The following is a 16,676-nucleotide window of genomic DNA, read 5'->3' on the forward strand; positions in this document are numbered from 1 at the left end:
GAAAGCTATACCGACTTCCTGTCGCGTTTGAAGCTCTTGGCGAGACGGATCGAGTTGGGCGTTTCGTCCGCAATGTGATGGAGGAAACTGGCGACGGCCTCGATGCCGTTGGCCGTGACTCCAGAGAACAGCCGATCGTTGATGCGCCGCAACAACGGCGTCAGTTCGCTGAGGATTGCGTTGCCCTTTGCCGTCAGCTGAATGAGCACAGCCCGGGTATCACGGGGGTGGGGTTGTTTGTCGAGAATTCCCTTTTTGACCAGTTTGCCGACCTCGGCGGTGACATTGGCGGCGGCCACATGCAACTGTCCGGCCAGCGTATTGATGCCCACGGGGCCCTTCATCTGAAGGTGCCAGGTCGCTAGCAGAATCGCATATTCGGCGGCGCTGAGACCGACGGACGTCGCCAATGCACGCCGCAGCGCCAGCATTCCGGCGGCGGCGGCAAAAAGGTCGGCAATCAGTTCGCGGAATTTGAGGTCGGACCCGTCGAATATCAGCCCAGGCAGACTCACGGTGAGGTTCTTCGCCGATGCGCGCGGCGTGTCCGAAGGCGCAGATGATTTCCTGGACGAGACGGGGCGCTTTTTCGGCATCAATGCCTCATTGCCGTTGGCCGGAGACATCCCATCAATTACATGATCAAACATGATTGCGGAATACCGGTGCGCTCTCACCAGCCGTGCAGCCACAGATTATCCTCCGGCGCCCGAGGACCATCGTCGTGGGCCAATTTTCGGTAGCGTCCTGAAAAGAACAGAAGCGGCGGCCGGCCCGTGTGGTGGATGGTATAGCCGGTGACCTCACAGACGAATATTTCATGGTCTCCGCCGTCGTAAACCGCGTAGGGCCGGCATTCGAAGTGCATCAGAACGTCCGGCGGCAGCGGGCTGCCATTGCCGGCGCGTCGGTCGGCGAGACCTTCCCATTTGCTGCCGGCAGCCCGAGCGAAGCGGTTGGACAGCTCGATCTGGTTTTCTCCCAGGATCGAAATGGCCAGAGCCTTGGCGGCCTTCCACTGCGCCAGACCGAGGGCGCTGCGCGCCACGCTAAACAGCACGAGCGCCGGTTCGAGCGACACCGAGTTGAACGAGCTGACCGTAGCGCCGAGCTTATTGCCGTCGACCTCGGCCGAAATGATGGCAACGCCGGTTCCGAACAGCCCCAGGGCGTTGCGGAAATCGCGAACGTTGAATGTGGCGGCGGTCGTATCGCTCATGTCAGGCCGCGGACCAGAGGGGGCTGAACTGAGTGGCGACAACATCTTCATAGCGCGGGTGGCCCTTGAGGATGCCGATATCGCGAGCGAAGGCGTTCATGCCTTCGACGAAGGATGGCGATATCGCCGCATCGTAATAGGGCAGGTCGCGCCGGATGAGTTCGGCGATCAGTTCGGCTTCAGTCGGCGGAAACAGCTTGCGACCAACGGTGGTCGCCAGGGACGGATCGGCGCGCAGCGCGGCCTGCGTCTTGACGATGGCACGCACCGCGGCCGCCGCCTTGTCCGGAGACTTCTCGATCAGCCGATCCGACGTGGCGATCGAAGCCATGGTGTAGTCGAAGCAGCCCTTCGGCCCGTCGCCGCGACGGATATCAAGGACGACCTTGCCGACGCCGCGTGTGACGGCGACTTCGGTGCCCATACCATTGGCCCAGAAGCCGTCGATCTTGCCGTCTTCCAGAGCCTTCGCCGCGGTGAGGCCAAAGTTCACGGTCGCACCGACGGCGCCGGGGACCGGCGCGATCGACACCTGATCGCGTTCGAGGTCGATGCCGCCAGCCTTGAGCAGCCGCCGCAATCCCATCTCGACCCAGGGCGCAGCGCCAATACGCTTGCCCTTGACGATGCTGAGATCGTTGCGCGCGGGATTGAGATCCGCGCGCATGACCAGGAACCAGTACATGCCCTGGCCCTGGGCACATAGCAGCTTGACGCCTTTCCACTCGGGAAAGGCCGCCAGCGCCGAGTGTGCCGAGCCACCGACCAGATCGATGGCTCCGTCGCGCAGGGCCGCGTAGCATTTGTCGACCGGGAAGATCAGTTCGAGCGACGCATCGAGCCCTTCTGCCTTGAAGAAGCCGAGTTCAACGGCGGCCGCCGCCGGAAAGTAGGAATTGGAGATGAGGTCGGGGACCGCAATTTTCATGGCAGGTTCTACTTCTTGCTTTCGTCGTAGTAGTGAATTTCGAAGAGGATGCAGCCCTTCTCCGATTTGAACGGGCCGTGATAGACGCCCGGCGGCCGGCAGGCATAGGTCAGCGGCGCGAAGGGCTCGCCGCCCTTGCCGTCCTTGTCGTTTCCGACGGTCAGGTCGCCGGTGAACAGGAAAACTTCCTCCCAGTGATCGTGCACGAAAGGCACGGTGCTGAAGGCGCCGGGGTCGAAGCGCAGGAGGCGCGAACGGCTGCCGGTCTTCTTGGTCTCGTCAATGTCGCTCGCGAGAATCTTCTGCTTGATGCCCGAGGGATAGCCGGGAGGCGTTTCCCAGCCGGAATTCATGTCGAGTGGAAAGAATTCGAGATGAGGTTTGTTGAACGGCATAGTGTCCTCGTGCTTATCCGGCGATGGGAAGGATGTGGGTGACGTATTGATGCGTGATCTTGCGCTTGGCGACCGGGTCCTCGATCTCCAGTTCGAACAGGTCGGCGCCCGTTAGCTCGCCATGAACGGCCAAGGTGCCGCAGAACATCACGGTGCCAACGGGCAGGGTAGCGCCGGCGCCGAGATAGCGCGAAATCAGATCGTCCGGATGCCGCATCTTGGCGAGCGGGCCTTCCTGATAGAGTGTTCGCTTGCCGTTCCGGGTGGCGAATGAACGGACCAGCAACTGATCCCAGCGTCCGGAGACGTCGCTGAAGCGCCACAGCCGCTTCGAAACCGGCTTGGCGCACATCTGCTTGGAAATGGTGATGCCGACGGTTTCGACCTGCCGGTCGGTATGATCCGAGCCGACGCCGAGCCAGAGCCCGTCGGGCAGGCTGACGATCACGGGTTCCACTTCGCCGCTCGACCGATCACCGACGACTTCGATTTCCGCAGCTTGCGTCAGCAGCGATGCCGCACCGCGGTAGAAAATCGGGGTCGAGGCCGGGCGCTTCACGCCGAGCTTTTCCAGCTCGACAATATGTGCCTCCATTGCCGCCGGGTCGCGTCCGGTCCAGCCAGCAATGACGAGGGAGGTGACGGCCGCGCTGATGTCGCCGCCCTTGTCCTCGGAGGAAAAGGTCAACCGTACTCCGGACTTCAATGCGCTCATGGCGGCCTTTCTCACTGTATGACGAACGGGGTCCGTTCGTCAGGTTTGGGATTGTTCTCCGCCGCTTGCGGAATTTAATTGCTAATATAACATACCTATGTTTTATAGCAAAAGGCAAGCGCCTTGGACGGGCGATGTTCCCCCGATCCAACGCCAGATTCACCGGATTTTGCGGAGGTTGAGGATCGTCATGAACGTCGCCGGAAACGTCAAGAAAGAGAATTCCACAAAGGTGGCAGGCGCCGGCCTGCGGACCGGGGCTGAGTATCTCGAATCGCTGCGCGACGGACGACAGGTGTTCGTCGATGGCGAAAAGGTGAAGGATATCGCCAGCCACAAGGCCTTCGCCGGCAGCGCAAGGTCGCTGGCGCGTCTGTTCGACATCGCGGCCGCGCCGGAAATGCGCGAGCGTATGACCTTCACGTCGCCGAAGACCGGCAACCCGGTCTGGCGCGCTTACCAGATTCCGAAGACCCACGCCGATCTCAAGGCCAAGCGTCTTGCGGCCGAGACCTGGGCGGAAGCCACCTACGGCCTGATGGGCCGCACCCCGGACCACGTTGCCGGCTTCTTCGCTGGCTATGCGGCGGTGCCCAGCGTGTTCGCCGCCGGCGGCCAGCAGTTCGCCGACAACGTCGTGAACTTCTACGAGAAAATTCGCGATACCCATCAGTATCTGAGCTACGCGATCGTCCCGCCACAGATCGATCGCAGCAAGCCGGCGCATCAGCAGAGCGATCCGACGCTCTATGCCGGCGTCGTCAAGGAAACGGATGGCGGCATCATCCTGTCGGGCGCCCAGCAGCTCGCCACCGCGGGCCTGTTCTCTGACTACATCTATCTGAGCTGCATCCACCCGCTGCAGGCAGGCGACGAGAACTACGCCAACGGCGTCGCAATTCCGGCCAATGCGCCGGGCCTCAAACTCTATCCGCGCCGCGCTTACGCCAACGTCGCTAACAACTCCTATGACTATCCGTTGTCGTCGCGGTTCGACGAGGTCGATTGCTTCGTCGTGCTCGATAACGTGTTCGTGCCATGGGAGAACGTGTTCATCTATCGCAACACGCAGGTGTGCCGCGATCAGTGGTGGCAGACGCCGTCGCATCTTTACGGCAACTACCAGGCCCAGTCCCGCTACACGACCAAACTGCGCTTCATGACCGGTCTTGCCAAACGCATGAACGAAATGACCGGCAACGACTCCAATCCGGCCGTGCAGGTGCAGATGGGCGAACTGGCATCGCTCGTGTCCATCGTCGAGAACATGCTGTTGTCGCAGGAGACGACGGCGACCATCGACAAGAATGGCGTGCTGTGGCCATCCAAGACGGCGCTCTACTCGATCATGGCGCTGCAGTCCGAACTGAACTCGCGTATGCTCGAGATCATCCGCGAACTCAGCGGTGCCGCCATGATTACCGTTCCTTCGGCTTATGCCGACTTCCAGAACGATGACATGCGCACCGACATCGAACGCTTCATGCAGTCCGGCGTTGCCGATGCCAAGAGCCGCGTTGCGGTGATGCGCATGGCCTGGGACTTCATCGGCTCGGAGTTCGGCAGCCGTCACCAGCAATACGAGAAGTTCTACGGTGGCGCCTCCTTCCTCGTGAAGATGAATGTCTACCGCAACTTTGATTTTGCCCGCGCGACCGGCATGGTGGAGAGCGCGCTCGCGCTGCCGCCGATCGGTCTCGACAAGTAGGGCGAAGACAGGAGAGGGCGGGAAGCAGATCCGTCCTCCCACCCGCCCAATCGATAGGGCCGCTGAACCGTCGTAGGCTCAGCGGCCAACCGCTTTCCAGCAACTTGCGCCCGCCGCTCTTTCCCTCGAGCCCGGCCGATCGAACCTCGTGAGCTGAAATGACCCGCCCCACTGATCGTCTGGAGGCCGCGCTGGCCTCGATCGAAGCTCGCGGCAGCCAGGGAAGGCTGGCGTTTACCGAAGTTTTCACCGAGAGTGCGAAACGCGAAGCCTTCGCCGCCGACCGGCGCGTCGCCAGCGGCATGACCAAGAGCGCTCTCGACGGCCGTATCGTTTCGGTGAAGGCGCTCTTCGACGTTGCCGGCACCGTGACTCATGCCGGCTCGGCGCGCCTGCGTAAACTCGCGCCGGCCGCCCGGGATGCGGATGCTGTCGAGCGCCTTCGCGCTGCCGGCGCGATCATCATTGGCAAAACCCAGATGACTGAATTCGCCTTTTCGGCGCTGGGCACCAATCCGCACGACGGAATGCCGGCCAATCCTCGCGACCCGGCCCGCGTTCCAGGCGGATCGTCATCCGGCGCCGTGGTGTCCGTGCTTGAGGGCATGGCCGACGTCGCCATTGGCAGCGATACCGGTGGCTCGATCCGCATTCCCGCCGCGTTGTCGGGTGCCGTTGGCTTCAAGCCGACCAGCGGGCGCGTTCCAACAACCGGCGCCTTCTCGCTATCGTCGACACTCGATACCGTTGGCCCCATCGCCAAAAGTGTGGCCGACTGCGCCGCCGCTGATCAGATTCTGGCCGCCGAAACCGGAGCCATACCGTTCAAAGCCGCAGCGCCGGGGAATTTCCGATTGATTATCGGGCGAGGCCGTCTGTTCACCCGTTGCGAAGACAAGGTTCTCGAAGCTGTCGATCGCGCCATCGCAATATGCCGTGCCGCCGGAATTGTCGTCGAAGAAGGCTCGCTTGACCCGGTGCTGGAACATACCGACCGCATCGACAAGCTCGGCACATTTCCCTCCATCGAAGTCGGCGCCACTTTGTCCCAGCTCGGCATTTCGTCACTCGATGGCATTGATCCCCTGACGCGGGCGCGCATAGAAGCCAACAAGGCTGTGTCTGCCGTGGACTATGTCCTGATGACGCGGCATCGCCAGGCAGCGATCGGTGCATTCGACAGATTGCTCGGCGACAATGAGATCGTCATCGTCCCAACGACGCCCATCGTTGCTCCTCTGACATCCTCCGTCCAGGAAGCTGCGGGTTTTCATGAAGCCAATGGTTTGGTGCTGCGGAACCCGCGAGTGGCAAACCTTCTCGATTGTCCATCGGTGTCGATCCCCATTCCGGGCCCCGGTTTGCCGGTAGGCCTGATGCTGCTTGGGCAGCGGCATTCGGACCGGCGGCTGCTGTCGGCTGCCGCGTGCCTGGAATCATTACTGCACTAGCGCGGCTCGATAATGCGGCCGGTTCCGCAGTGGCGGAATTGGTTGTTCCTGCAGACAGTTATTTTTCCGGCAGACCCGCCGCAATCATGAATTGAATTTGATGGTCGGAGGCCGCCCGAAATGCCGGGCTGGCGTTCTTCATCGGCGGCGCCACATTGAGTGCTGTGGTGCCGGGCCGCAGTTTGAGCCCCTCGCGCATGGCCGCTTTGGCCTCTTCGGTTCGCCCCAACTGTTGGTAAGCCGCGGCTAGCAGCATGTGGGTACGCCCGGTGGCCGGCGTAATGGCGATCGAGCGCTGCAGCCAGGGCAGCGCGGCCTCCGCATTGCCCAGAACGAGCGTTGCCCAACCGGCGCCGACCAGCCAGGTCCAGCGTGAAATCGGCGGGGTATCGAAACGATCGGCTTGCTGGAATGTCGCAAGCGCATCGTCGAAGCGACCGAGATGCAACTGGCCGAGTCCGACCAGAAAGAGTGCGAGCCCGTTCCACGGATCGAAACTCAGTGTCCGCGCGCAGGTGACGAGACTTTCAGCAAAATGATTGGTCGCGCTGAGAAAGCGGCAATAAGTTTCGAGCACGGCGATCGAGTTGGGTTTCGCCCGCAGCGCTCGCTCAATCGTTGCGGTGGCCTTCTCTTCGGCAGCGACTACCTCGTCAGGCGTGTACCAGACCATCTGGATGCCGCGCATCTGAAGCGCAACAAGCGCGACGGCGACGTCAACGTTGTTGGGGTCGTCATTGAGCGCGTTTTGTAGAAGGGTCTGCGCCAGCCCAAAGCGTTCACGGCTGGTCTGGTAGATCGACGCTGCGGCCTGCTCGATGACGACCTTGGTGCCGCCAGCCGTGCGGCCCATGTCGGAAGATGTCGCCTCCAGTATCTCGTTCAGACGGCGCGCCAGCGGTTGACCGACGCCCGCGGCCAGACGCGATTGCTGCAGTTCCGTCTTGAGCCCATCGCTTGCGACAGATACGGCGGCAACAGACTGGACCTCGCCGGTGTCCGTCTTGATGAGCCGCGCCCGCAACGTCCAGGATTTCTCACTGCGGTGCAGCTCGCCGGCAATTTCATAGTCTGACGAGACTGTCGAACCGGATGCCTGCGTCGGGCGCGGCCCGATCACGCTGATATTGGCGATCTTCGCAAAACCATCGGTGAGTCGGGCCGTAACCTCCGCTGCCATTGCGGTGCCACGAGGCTCGTCGCTGGAGTCGACAATCGAAGTCAGAGCGACAACAGGCCGCGGTGACGAGAAAACCAATGTGGGCCTGAAAGCCTGCGCCGCCGTCCAGAGCGCAACGACGGCGCAGAGACCGAAAAGTCCAGCAGCCACGGCGACCTGCCTGCGTGAACCGAGCCATCTGCCGTTTACTTGAGTCGCATCGGCCGGCGTCTGCGGTGGATTCGTAACAGCCGGAACGACCCCGGCTGCGTCGGGACGATGCGGCTGGCCTGCCGGCAGGTTCGAAACCTCGGGCGTGAAGAGGTAGCCGCCGCCGGTCGCCAGTTTGATGACCTGCCGGCGTTCGTCGCCCAGTACGCCACGGATCTCGCGTATGCATTGGAACAGGCTGTCTTCGCCGACAAAGACCTTCGGCCAGATCGCCTCCATCAGTTCCTGTTTTGTCAGGACCCGGCCGGCATTGCTAACGAAGAATTGCAGCATCTCAAACGACTTAGGCCGGAGCTTGAGCACTCCGCCGTCGGGACCGCGCAACTCTGCCCGTTGCTGATCCAGTTCGAACTCGCCAAAACGAAAAACCATATCCCCCGTCCGCGGGCACCGTCTGCGCCGCCACCAATAACGGAAATATCCCAGACGACAGCGTTAAATGGAGAATATCAGAAAACTTCAGCGCATTTTCATGCCGACATCAAAATGTCCGTGCCTGACGCGGACGAGATGGCCCTGGTCCGTCGATCGGCGCGCGATTGTCCGCAGTGCTGTCGGGAGCGCCAGTCCGAGACGGGGAACCATTCGCCGTGCGCTCGGGCAAAACGGACCGCCGATTCGAGTGGCTAACCGCCCCGTGTGGCATTCAGGACAAGTCGGGCCCATCCCGATCTGAGGCGGGGGCGAGCCTTACGTCAGCCAGGCCACAACTGGCCGCCGCCGTCGATCCTCAAGACCTGTCCCGAGACGAATGCGCCCATGGGGCCGGCGAAGAATTCGACGACGCGGGCCACTTCGTCCACGGTAGCGATGCGGTCAAGTGTGCCGCCTTCCGCCATCCGTGCCGGATCGACCGTGCGGGTGGCGACGAAGCGTTCGGTTCGTGTGTCGCCCGGCGCGATGGTGTTGACCGTGATGTCGTAGGGCCGCAGCTGGTCGGCTAGGCAGCGGGTGAAGTGCAGGGCGCCAGCCTTGGCCGTAGCGTAGATCGAGGCATTGGTTCGGCCCTTGAAAGCGGCGACAGATCCGACGGTGACGATGCGGCCACTGCGACGCTCCATCATTCCTTTCGCCACCGCCTGGCAAACGAAAATCGTGCTCATCAAATTGCGGTCGATCACTGCACGCACGTCCTCGGCCTTGATGTGGATGACATCGTTGGGGTCCGGCTTGCCGCCTTTGGCAGCGATGTCGCCGCCGGCATTGTGAACGAGAATGTCAATGGTGCCGAGTTCGGCTTCGGCCGTGGCAATCACGCGCGCGATCTCATCTGGTGCCGTCAGGTCGCCGAGTATCTTCACCGTACGAACGCCATGCGTCGAGGCGATAGCGTTCGCTACATCGGTCAGCGTTTGTGCACCGCCGAATTCAGAGGGCCCATGTTCGCGCATGCCATGAACGGCGACATGGCATCCCAAGGCTGCCAGTCGTTCCGCAAAGGCGCGTCCCAGTCCGCGGCCCGCGCCGGTCACCAGTGCGACTTTGCCGTCGAGAAGTCGTGTGCTCATGGGCCCCTTCTTCGGTCAGAATGCACCATACTTGATGAAAGGCGCGCGCCTTGCCAGATCGACATCATGCGGGAAGTGTGCAAACAAACAGTCTTCGACGCCGAAGGCGTGTTGATCGACCTGTTTGCTGACGTCACTTTTATTTTGCATCGCAGCGAGAGTGAAACATGACGACGCCGCAGTATCTTTCCAAGCTCGACCATTACATCAACGGCGCCTGGGTGCAGCCGACCTCCGGCAAAGGCCAGGACGTGGTCAATCCGGCCACCAATCAACCAATCGGCAAGCTCGGTTTTGCGTCGAAGGCCGATCTCGACGCCGCGGTGAAGGCCGCGGATGCGGGCTTCAAGACCTGGCGTAAGGTCTCGGCCTTCGAGCGTGCCAAGATCCTGCGCAAGGCCGCCGATCTGGTGCGTGCCCGCGCCGACCAGATCGCCACCGCGCTCACTTTTGAGCAAGGCAAGATTCTCGGTGAAGCCAAGCTCGAGGTGATGGGCTCCGCCGACGTCATCGACTGGTTCGCCGACGAGGGCCGCCGCGCCTATGGTCGCATCATCCCGGCGCGCGCCGACGGCGTGCGCAACATGGTGATCATGGAGCCGGTTGGCCCGGTCGCTGGCTTCTCGCCGTGGAATTTCCCGGTGCTGCAGGCGACGCGCAAAATCAGCGCTGCGCTCGCGGCCGGCTGTTCGATCATCGTCAAGTGCCCGGAAGAGACGCCCGGCTCGCCGATCGAGTTCGTCAAATGCTTCGAGGAAGCCGGTGTTCCCGATGGCGTCATCAATTTGCTGTACGGCGTGCCGGCGGAGATTTCCGAATATCTGATCGCCCATCCGTCGATCCGCAAGATTTCGTTCACCGGCTCGGTGCCGGTCGGCAAGCAGCTCGCCTCGCTTGCCGGTTTGCACATGAAGCGCGCCACCATGGAGCTCGGGGGGCATGCGCCGGTAATGGTGTTCGACGATGCCGACACCGACAGCGCAGCGAACCTGATGGCATTCCTGAAATATCGCAATGCCGGTCAGGTCTGCGTGTCGCCGACGCGTTTCTTCGTGCAAGAGAAAGCCTATGACAAGTTTGTCGCGAAGTTCGTTGACCTCGCCAAGGCTGTGAAGGTCGGCGATGGCTTCGATCCGGCGAGCAAGATGGGTCCGCTTGCCAATCCACGCCGTGTCAATGCGATGGAAAGCATCATCCTCGACGCCAAGGAAAAGGGCGCCAGGATTGAGACCGGCGGCAGTCGCATCGGCAATGCCGGCAATTTCTTCGAGCCGACGGTGCTGACCGGGGTGCCGCAGAACGCGCGCATCATGAGTGAGGAGCCTTTCGGTCCGGTTGCGGTGATGATGCCGTTCAAGGATACAGACGCAATGCTGGAGCAGGCCAACAGCTTGCCGTTCGGGCTGGCCAGCTATGCCTTTACCAAGGACGCCAAGACAGCGGCAAAACTGACTGATTCCATCGATGCCGGCATGCTGACCATCAACCATTTCGGCATCGCCCTGCCGGAGACACCGTTCGGTGGCATCAAGGACTCGGGCTATGGCCACGAAGGCGGTATCGAGGGCCTGAACGCTTACCTGCAGACCAAATTCGTCAGCCATCTGGCCTGACAAGCGAGGGCGGCGCCTCACGGGCGATTGGCCCGCGATGAGGCGGCGTGCCCGTTTTGACAAGCCGTGACGAACGCCGTCAGCGGCCTTTCCACTGCGGCGGGCGCTTCTCCACGAAGGCTTTGACGCCTTCGCGGAAATCCTCGCTGCCATAGGCGGCGCGCACCAGATCGTCGCCATCCGGCAGCCCGGCATGTTGCAGGCGGCGGATCGCCTCCTTGGTCACGCGCATCGTGACGGGGGCGTTGCCGGCAAGCTGCGTACAAATCGCGGCGATGCGGGCGTCCAGCGCGGCCGGCTCAACCACGTCCATCAGGAAGCCCGCGGCCAGCGCGTCCTCGGCGGCGATGTTCTCAGCCATCAGCATCATGCGCTTGGTGCGCGCCGCGCCGATGCCGGCCACCAGCCGGGCGTAATTGGCTACCGACAGACAGTTGCCGAGCGTGCGCGCGATCGGCACGCCGAATTTCGAGCCGGGTGTCGCAATGCGCAAATCGCAGCAGGCGGCAATCGCCAGCCCGCCGCCGATGGCCCAGCCTTCGACCACCGCCAGCGTCGGCATCGGCAGCGCTTCGAGTGCTGACAGATAGCGCTCCATTTTCTCCTCGTAGTCCGAACCCTGTTCGGGCTTCGAGAAGGCGAGGAACTGTGCGATGTCGGTGCCGGCGATGAAAGCCTTGCCGCCGGCGCCGCGCAGCACGGTAACGCGGATGCTGTCATCCTTGGCCAACGCGGCGCAGGCGTCGGCCAGCGCCTCATACATGCCCCAGGTCATGGCGTTACGGGCCTGCGGCCGGTCGAACAGGATGGTCGCCACGTTGCCGTCCCGGGTCAGGTGGACTTGGCCGTCGGACATTTCAATAACTCCACATTGCGTGCGGCGGTCACGGTTGCTCCCTCCTCATGAAGGGAAGCGAAAGATAAGGTCTGCCGTACTTTACACCTGGAGATAGCGTTGCCGCACGCTCGTATCGGCCGCGAGCTCGGCCGACGTGCCGCTCCAGACGGTGCGGCCCTTCTCAATGACGACATGGCGGTCGGCGATTTTCATCAGCGCGCTGATATGCTTGTCGACGACGAGAATGGCCTGGCCCTGCTTCTTCAGCAGCATCAGGCAGTTCCAGATCTCGGTGCGGATCTTCGGCGCCAGGCCTTCGGTGGCCTCATCGAGGATCAACAGCTTCGGATTGGTCATCAGTGCGCGGCCGATCGCCAGCATCTGCTGCTCGCCGCCGGAGAGCTGGTTGCCCATGTTGTTCTTGCGCGAAGCCAGCGACGGGAACAGTTCGTAAACGCGGGGAAGCGTCCATTGCGGCGCGCCGAAACGTGACGCATTGGTCGCGATCAGGTTCTCTTCGACCGAAAGCGACGGAAACACCTGGCGGCCTTCCGGCACCAGGCCGATGCCGGTCTGCGCAATCGAATAAGGCGGCAGGCCGATCAGCGGCTTGCCGTCGAAGCTCGCCGTGCCGGACTGCGGCGGCACCAGCCCCATCAGCGAGAAGATCGTGGTGGTCTTGCCCATGCCGTTGCGGCCGATCAGCGTGACCACCTCGCCGTCATTGACCGAGAACGAGATGTCGAACAGCACCTGGGCGGGGCCGTAGGAGGCGGCGAGGTTCTCGACGTGAAGCATTACTCAAGCTCCTCGCCGAGATAGGCTTCGGTTACCGCCGGATCGTTACGCACAGCATGCGGCGTGCCGCTCGCCAGCACGCGGCCATAGACCAGCACCGAAATCTTGTCCGCCAGCGCGAACACCGCGTCCATGTCGTGCTCGACCAGCAGCATGGCGAAGCGGCCCTTGAGCTTCTTGAGCACCGTGACGATGCGCTCGGATTCTTCCGGCCCGGTGCCGGCCATCGGTTCGTCGAGCAGCAACAGTTTGGGCTCGAGCGCCAGCGCGATTGCCAGTTCCAGCGCCCGCTTTTCGCCATGCGACAGATGCGCGGCGAGAATATCGGCGCGGTGGTCGAGGCTCACTTCGGTAAGCGCCGCCATGGCCTGGTCGTTGAGTTCGGCTTCGCCGGCGGCAGGCCGCAAGAAACGATAGCTCGAACCGGAGCGCGCCTGCACCGCGAGCGCCACGTTCTCCAGCGCCGAGAAGCGCGGCAGCACCGACGTGATCTGGAAGGAGCGCGCGAGGCCAAGCTTGGCGCGCTCGTCCGGCGGCAGATGCATGATGTCGGTGCCGTTGAGCAGAATGCGGCCGTCGTCCGGGCTCAAGGTGCCGGAGACCTGATGGATCAAGGTGGTCTTGCCGGCGCCGTTGGGGCCGATCACGGCATGAAGTTCGCCGGGGCCGATCTCCAGAGTCACGCCGTCGGTGACGACGAGGCCGCCGAAGCGCTTGCGCAGGTTTTCGATCAGCAGCACGGCGTCAGCCACGGGCGAGCCTCGTCTTGATCGAGATGACGAGGCCGGAAATGCCGCCGCGCGCGAACAGCACGATCAGCACCAGCAGCGGGCCGAAGATCAGCTTCCAGTTCTCGGTGAAGCCGGCCAGCGCTTCCTCCAGCAGCAGGAACGAGGCGGCGCCGACGATGGCGCCATAAAGAGTGCCGAGGCCGCCGAAGATCACCATGATGATAAGTTCGCCGGAGCGCTGCCATGACATATAAGCCGGGCTGACGAACTCGGTCGCGTTGGCAAGCAGGAAGCCGGCGAGGCCGCCGAGGGCGCCGGCGATGACGTAGCCGATACGCTGATAGCGGAAGACGTCGAAGCCGATGGTCGCCATGCGTGTCGGGTTCTCGCGCGCGCCGCGGAACACGCGGCCGAAGCGCGAATAGACCACGGCGCGCAGCATGAAATAGGCGCCGGCGAGGAAGGCAAGGGTCACGTAGTACAGCGCCCGGTCGTCCTTGAACACGGCAAGGCCGAACAAGGTCGAGCGCGCCGGCAGGGTGATACCGTCGTCGCCGCCATAGGGCGCCAGCGAGCCGGCAATGAAATAGGCCATCTGTCCGAAAGCCAGCGTGATCATGATGAAGTAGACGCCGCTCGTGCGCAGGCAGATCGTTCCGGTGACATAGGCGAACAACGCACTCACGAGAATCGCCAGCGGCAGCGTGATCGCCATGTCGGTGACGCCGTGGGCGCCGGCGATCGCCACCGTATAGGCCCCCAAGCCGATGAAGGCGGCGTGGCCGAAGGTGACGAGTCCGCCGAAGCCGCACAGGAAATCGACCGCCAGCGCGGCAATGGCAAACACCATCACGCGGATGATCAGGTTGAGGATGTATCCCTGCGGGCCGAAGGCCGCGGCGAAGGGCACCACCGCCAGCAGGGCGAAGATGGCCACCACGGCGATTTCGATGCGGGCGGATTTGTGCGCCGGCAATGCGGGAGCGAGCATGCTCATCAGGAGCGTCCCTTGGCCGGAAACAGTCCGGACGGCCGGAAATACAGCACCAGTGCCATCAGAACGTAGATCAGCATCGAGGCGAGGGCAGGCCCGACAGTGCGCGCCGGCGAGGGCGGCATGACGAGGCGCAGAATGTCGATCATGAACGAGCGGCCGAGCGTGTCGACAAGGCCGATCAGCAGCGCCGCCATGAAGGCGCCGCGCATCGAGCCGATGCCGCCGATGACGATGACCACGAAAGCGAGGATCAGCACGCTGTCGCCCATGCCGGGCTCGACCGACAGGATCGGCGCGATCATGACGCCAGCGAAGGCGGCGAGCATGGTGCCGAAGCCGAACACGATCATGAACAGGCGGCGGATATCGACGCCGAGCGCCGAAACGATGCGGGCATGGGTGGCGCCGGCGCGCACCAGCATGCCGACGCGCGTGCGTGCCACCAGAAAATAGAGCATCAGCGCAACGATCAATCCGGAAGCGATGATGACCAGCCGCCACACCGGATAAACAAGCCCCGGCATGATCTGCACGGTGCCGGCCAGCGCCTCGGGGATCGGCAGGTTGAGCGGCGCCGCGCCCCACACCACCTTCACGCCCTGGTTCAGGAAGATGATGATGCCGAAGGTCGCGATCACCTGCTCGAGATGGTCGCGGTCGTAAAGCTGACGGAAAATAGTGAATTCGAGCAGCAGGCCGAAGGCCAGCGCTGCGGCGAGCGCGAGGATCAGCGCCAGCACGAAGGAGCCGGTCAGCGCATAGAACATCACCGCCAGATAGGCGCCCAGCATGTACTGGACGCCATGCGCGAGGTTGATGAAGTCCATGACGCCGAACACGAGCGTCAGCCCGGCTGCGATCAGGAACAGCAGCACGCCGAGCTGCAGGCCGTTGAGGGTCTGGACGATGAAGAGGGTGAAGGACATAGCTTATGTGATCCTAGGCACCGATCGGGTCGCACACTCGGTGTCGTCAGCGGGCTTGTCCCGGTGATCCCGCTTAGGCTGGCACAGTTCCTAATAATCGGGATGGCCGGGTCAAGCCCGGCCATGACACCGAATTTGAGCAGAGCGGGCGCGTCAGCATCGCACGCAGACGCGCCCTGTCTCTTACTTCATCGCGCAATCTTTGGCGTGCGGATCCTGGTAATCCGTGAACACCTTCTTGTCGATCGAGGTGGCGAACTTGTCGCCGACCTGCACCACCTTCACCTGGTAGAAGTCCTGGATCGGGTAGTTGTTGTTGCCGAATTTGAAGTTGCCGCGCAGCGAGGTGAACGGCGCCTTCTTCATGGCCGCGCGCAGCGCATCCTTGTTGTCGGTCTTGCCGCCGGTCGCCTTCAGCGCGCCATCGATCAGGAGGCCAGCATCGTAGGACTGGAAGGCGTAGGACGCCGGGATCGCGCCGCCGTATTCCTTTTCGTAAGCCGCGACGAACTTCTTGTTCTGCGGCGTATTGAGGTCGGGAGCCCAGTTGGCGCCGCCGAAGAAGCCGAGCGCGGCTTCCTTCTGCGCCGGCAGCGTCGATTCATCGACGGTGAAGGCGGAGAGGAATTTCACCTTGTCGGCGAGGCCGGCCTGGCGGAACTGCTTGACGAAATTCACACCCATGCCGCCGGGCAGGAACACGAACACCGCGTCCGCGCCGGAGGCGGCGATCTTCGACAGTTCGGCCGAATAGTCGAGCTGGTTGAGCGGCACATAGACTTCGTCGGCGAGTTCGCCCTTGTAGAAGCGCTTGAAACCCGCGAGCGAATCCTTACCCGCCGGATAGTTCGGCGCCATGATGAACGGCTTCTTGATGCCGGCATCCTGCGCGTATTTGCCCATCACCTCGTGGTTCTGGTCGTTCTGGTAAGAGGTGACGAAGAAGTTCGGGTTGCAGTCCTTGCCGGCGAAGTTCGAGGTGCCGGCGTTCGGCGAGATCAGGATGGTGCCGCTTTCGGTCACCGGCTTCATGATCGCGACGAGAATGTTGGAGAAGATCGGTCCGACGACAAAATCGACCTTGTCGCGGTCGACCAGCGCCTTGGCCTTGCTGACGGCGACGTCCGGCTTGAGTTCGTCGTCCTGCACGATCAGTTCGACCTCGCGGCCGCCCAGCTTGCCGCCATTTTCCTTAATCGCGAGCTGCAGACCGTTGCGGAGCTGCTGGCCGAGCACCGCAGCGGGGCCGGACAGCGTGGTGACGACACCGATTTTCAGCTTTTCCTGCGCAAAGGCCGGACCCTGCGCGCCGCTGGCGACCATGATCGCAGCCACGGCAACCGACATCAGCAATTTGTTGATCATTGCTCTACCCCTTCCCGAATTGACGGAGGCAAGGCGTGCTTGCCCGCTGCCGAACTATGCCCGGCCATCATTGACCTGGCTACTCCACGGGAGA

16 protein-coding genes are annotated in these 16,676 nt (G+C 62.8%); 3 read left to right on the forward strand and 13 right to left on the reverse strand.

Annotated features, from left to right (window positions below):
- Nucleotides 1-5 precede the first annotated feature (5 nt).
- The 5 genes from DXH78_RS08265 to DXH78_RS08285 are packed head-to-tail and all read right to left on the reverse strand — an operon-like array spanning nucleotide 6 to nucleotide 3,257.
- Entirely contained in the window at nucleotides 6-692 is a 687-nt protein-coding gene (locus DXH78_RS08265; RefSeq protein ID WP_147292592.1) for a MarR family winged helix-turn-helix transcriptional regulator, read from the reverse strand.
- The gene (locus DXH78_RS08270; protein WP_115516585.1) at nucleotides 674-1,219 is read right to left on the reverse strand and encodes a flavin reductase family protein; all 546 of its coding nucleotides are present in this window, start codon (nucleotides 1,217-1,219) and stop codon (nucleotides 674-676) included. Before DXH78_RS08270 ends, DXH78_RS08265 begins: the two co-directional genes overlap by 19 nt.
- Nucleotide 1,220: 1 nt before the next feature.
- Nucleotides 1,221-2,147 carry an ABC transporter substrate-binding protein gene (locus DXH78_RS08275; RefSeq protein WP_115516586.1) on the reverse strand — a complete coding sequence of 309 codons (927 nt, stop codon included), beginning with the start codon at nucleotides 2,145-2,147 and terminating at the stop codon, nucleotides 1,221-1,223.
- An 8-nt stretch (nucleotides 2,148-2,155) separates the two neighbouring features.
- Nucleotides 2,156-2,542: a cupin domain-containing protein gene (locus tag DXH78_RS08280; protein ID WP_115516587.1), complete on the reverse strand. Its 387-nt coding sequence runs from the start codon at nucleotides 2,540-2,542 to the stop codon at nucleotides 2,156-2,158.
- A 13-nt stretch (nucleotides 2,543-2,555) separates the two neighbouring features.
- Nucleotides 2,556-3,257: a DUF2848 domain-containing protein gene (locus DXH78_RS08285; protein WP_115516588.1), complete on the reverse strand. Its 702-nt coding sequence runs from the start codon at nucleotides 3,255-3,257 to the stop codon at nucleotides 2,556-2,558.
- Nucleotides 3,258-3,447: 190 nt separating this feature from the next.
- On the opposite strand from DXH78_RS08285, the gene DXH78_RS08290 reads away from it, so the two are divergent.
- Nucleotides 3,448-4,965: a 4-hydroxyphenylacetate 3-hydroxylase family protein gene (locus DXH78_RS08290; protein ID WP_115516589.1), complete on the forward strand. Its 1,518-nt coding sequence runs from the start codon at nucleotides 3,448-3,450 to the stop codon at nucleotides 4,963-4,965.
- A gap of 158 nt (nucleotides 4,966-5,123) precedes the next feature.
- Nucleotides 5,124-6,416 (forward strand): amidase family protein, encoded by a 1,293-nt coding sequence (locus DXH78_RS08295; RefSeq protein ID WP_115516590.1) that lies wholly within the window; start codon nucleotides 5,124-5,126, stop codon nucleotides 6,414-6,416.
- A 58-nt stretch (nucleotides 6,417-6,474) separates the two neighbouring features.
- Here the strand turns inward: DXH78_RS08295 and DXH78_RS08300 are convergent, their stop codons facing one another.
- Both DXH78_RS08300 and DXH78_RS08305 read right to left on the reverse strand, forming a co-directional pair.
- Nucleotides 6,475-8,178, reverse strand: coding sequence for a winged helix-turn-helix domain-containing protein (locus tag DXH78_RS08300; protein ID WP_115516591.1), 1,704 nt, complete (start codon nucleotides 8,176-8,178; stop codon nucleotides 6,475-6,477).
- Between the two features lie 323 nt (nucleotides 8,179-8,501).
- Entirely contained in the window at nucleotides 8,502-9,314 is an 813-nt protein-coding gene (locus tag DXH78_RS08305) for an SDR family NAD(P)-dependent oxidoreductase (protein ID WP_115516592.1), read from the reverse strand.
- A gap of 167 nt (nucleotides 9,315-9,481) precedes the next feature.
- Between DXH78_RS08305 and DXH78_RS08310 the strand changes: the two genes are divergently transcribed.
- Nucleotides 9,482-10,927 (forward strand): NAD-dependent succinate-semialdehyde dehydrogenase, encoded by a 1,446-nt coding sequence (locus tag DXH78_RS08310; protein ID WP_115516593.1) that lies wholly within the window; start codon nucleotides 9,482-9,484, stop codon nucleotides 10,925-10,927.
- A 79-nt stretch (nucleotides 10,928-11,006) separates the two neighbouring features.
- Here DXH78_RS08310 and DXH78_RS08315 read toward each other — a convergent pair whose 3' ends face one another.
- The 6 genes from DXH78_RS08315 to DXH78_RS08340 form a co-directional block, all read right to left on the reverse strand.
- A complete protein-coding gene (locus DXH78_RS08315) occupies nucleotides 11,007-11,783 on the reverse strand; it encodes an enoyl-CoA hydratase/isomerase family protein (RefSeq protein ID WP_115516594.1) in 777 nt (258 codons plus the stop codon).
- 81 nt (nucleotides 11,784-11,864) lie between these two features.
- Nucleotides 11,865-12,563 (reverse strand): ABC transporter ATP-binding protein, encoded by a 699-nt coding sequence (locus DXH78_RS08320; protein ID WP_115516595.1) that lies wholly within the window; start codon nucleotides 12,561-12,563, stop codon nucleotides 11,865-11,867.
- On the reverse strand, nucleotides 12,563-13,315 hold the full coding sequence (locus DXH78_RS08325) for an ABC transporter ATP-binding protein (protein WP_115516596.1): 753 nt from the start codon (nucleotides 13,313-13,315) through the stop codon (nucleotides 12,563-12,565). Before DXH78_RS08325 ends, DXH78_RS08320 begins: the two co-directional genes overlap by 1 nt.
- Nucleotides 13,308-14,291 (reverse strand): branched-chain amino acid ABC transporter permease, encoded by a 984-nt coding sequence (locus tag DXH78_RS08330; protein ID WP_115516597.1) that lies wholly within the window; start codon nucleotides 14,289-14,291, stop codon nucleotides 13,308-13,310. The genes DXH78_RS08325 and DXH78_RS08330 overlap by 8 nt, the downstream gene beginning before the upstream one ends.
- Complete coding sequence (locus tag DXH78_RS08335; RefSeq protein ID WP_115516598.1) at nucleotides 14,291-15,217, reverse strand: branched-chain amino acid ABC transporter permease; 927 nt, start codon at nucleotides 15,215-15,217, stop codon at nucleotides 14,291-14,293. Before DXH78_RS08335 ends, DXH78_RS08330 begins: the two co-directional genes overlap by 1 nt.
- A gap of 183 nt (nucleotides 15,218-15,400) precedes the next feature.
- Nucleotides 15,401-16,582, reverse strand: a complete 1,182-nt coding sequence (locus DXH78_RS08340; RefSeq protein ID WP_115516599.1) for an ABC transporter substrate-binding protein — start codon at nucleotides 16,580-16,582, stop codon at nucleotides 15,401-15,403.
- Nucleotides 16,583-16,676: the final 94 nt, after the last annotated feature.

This window comes from Undibacter mobilis (assembly GCF_003367195.1).
Lineage (GTDB): Bacteria > Pseudomonadota > Alphaproteobacteria > Rhizobiales > Xanthobacteraceae > Pseudolabrys > Pseudolabrys mobilis.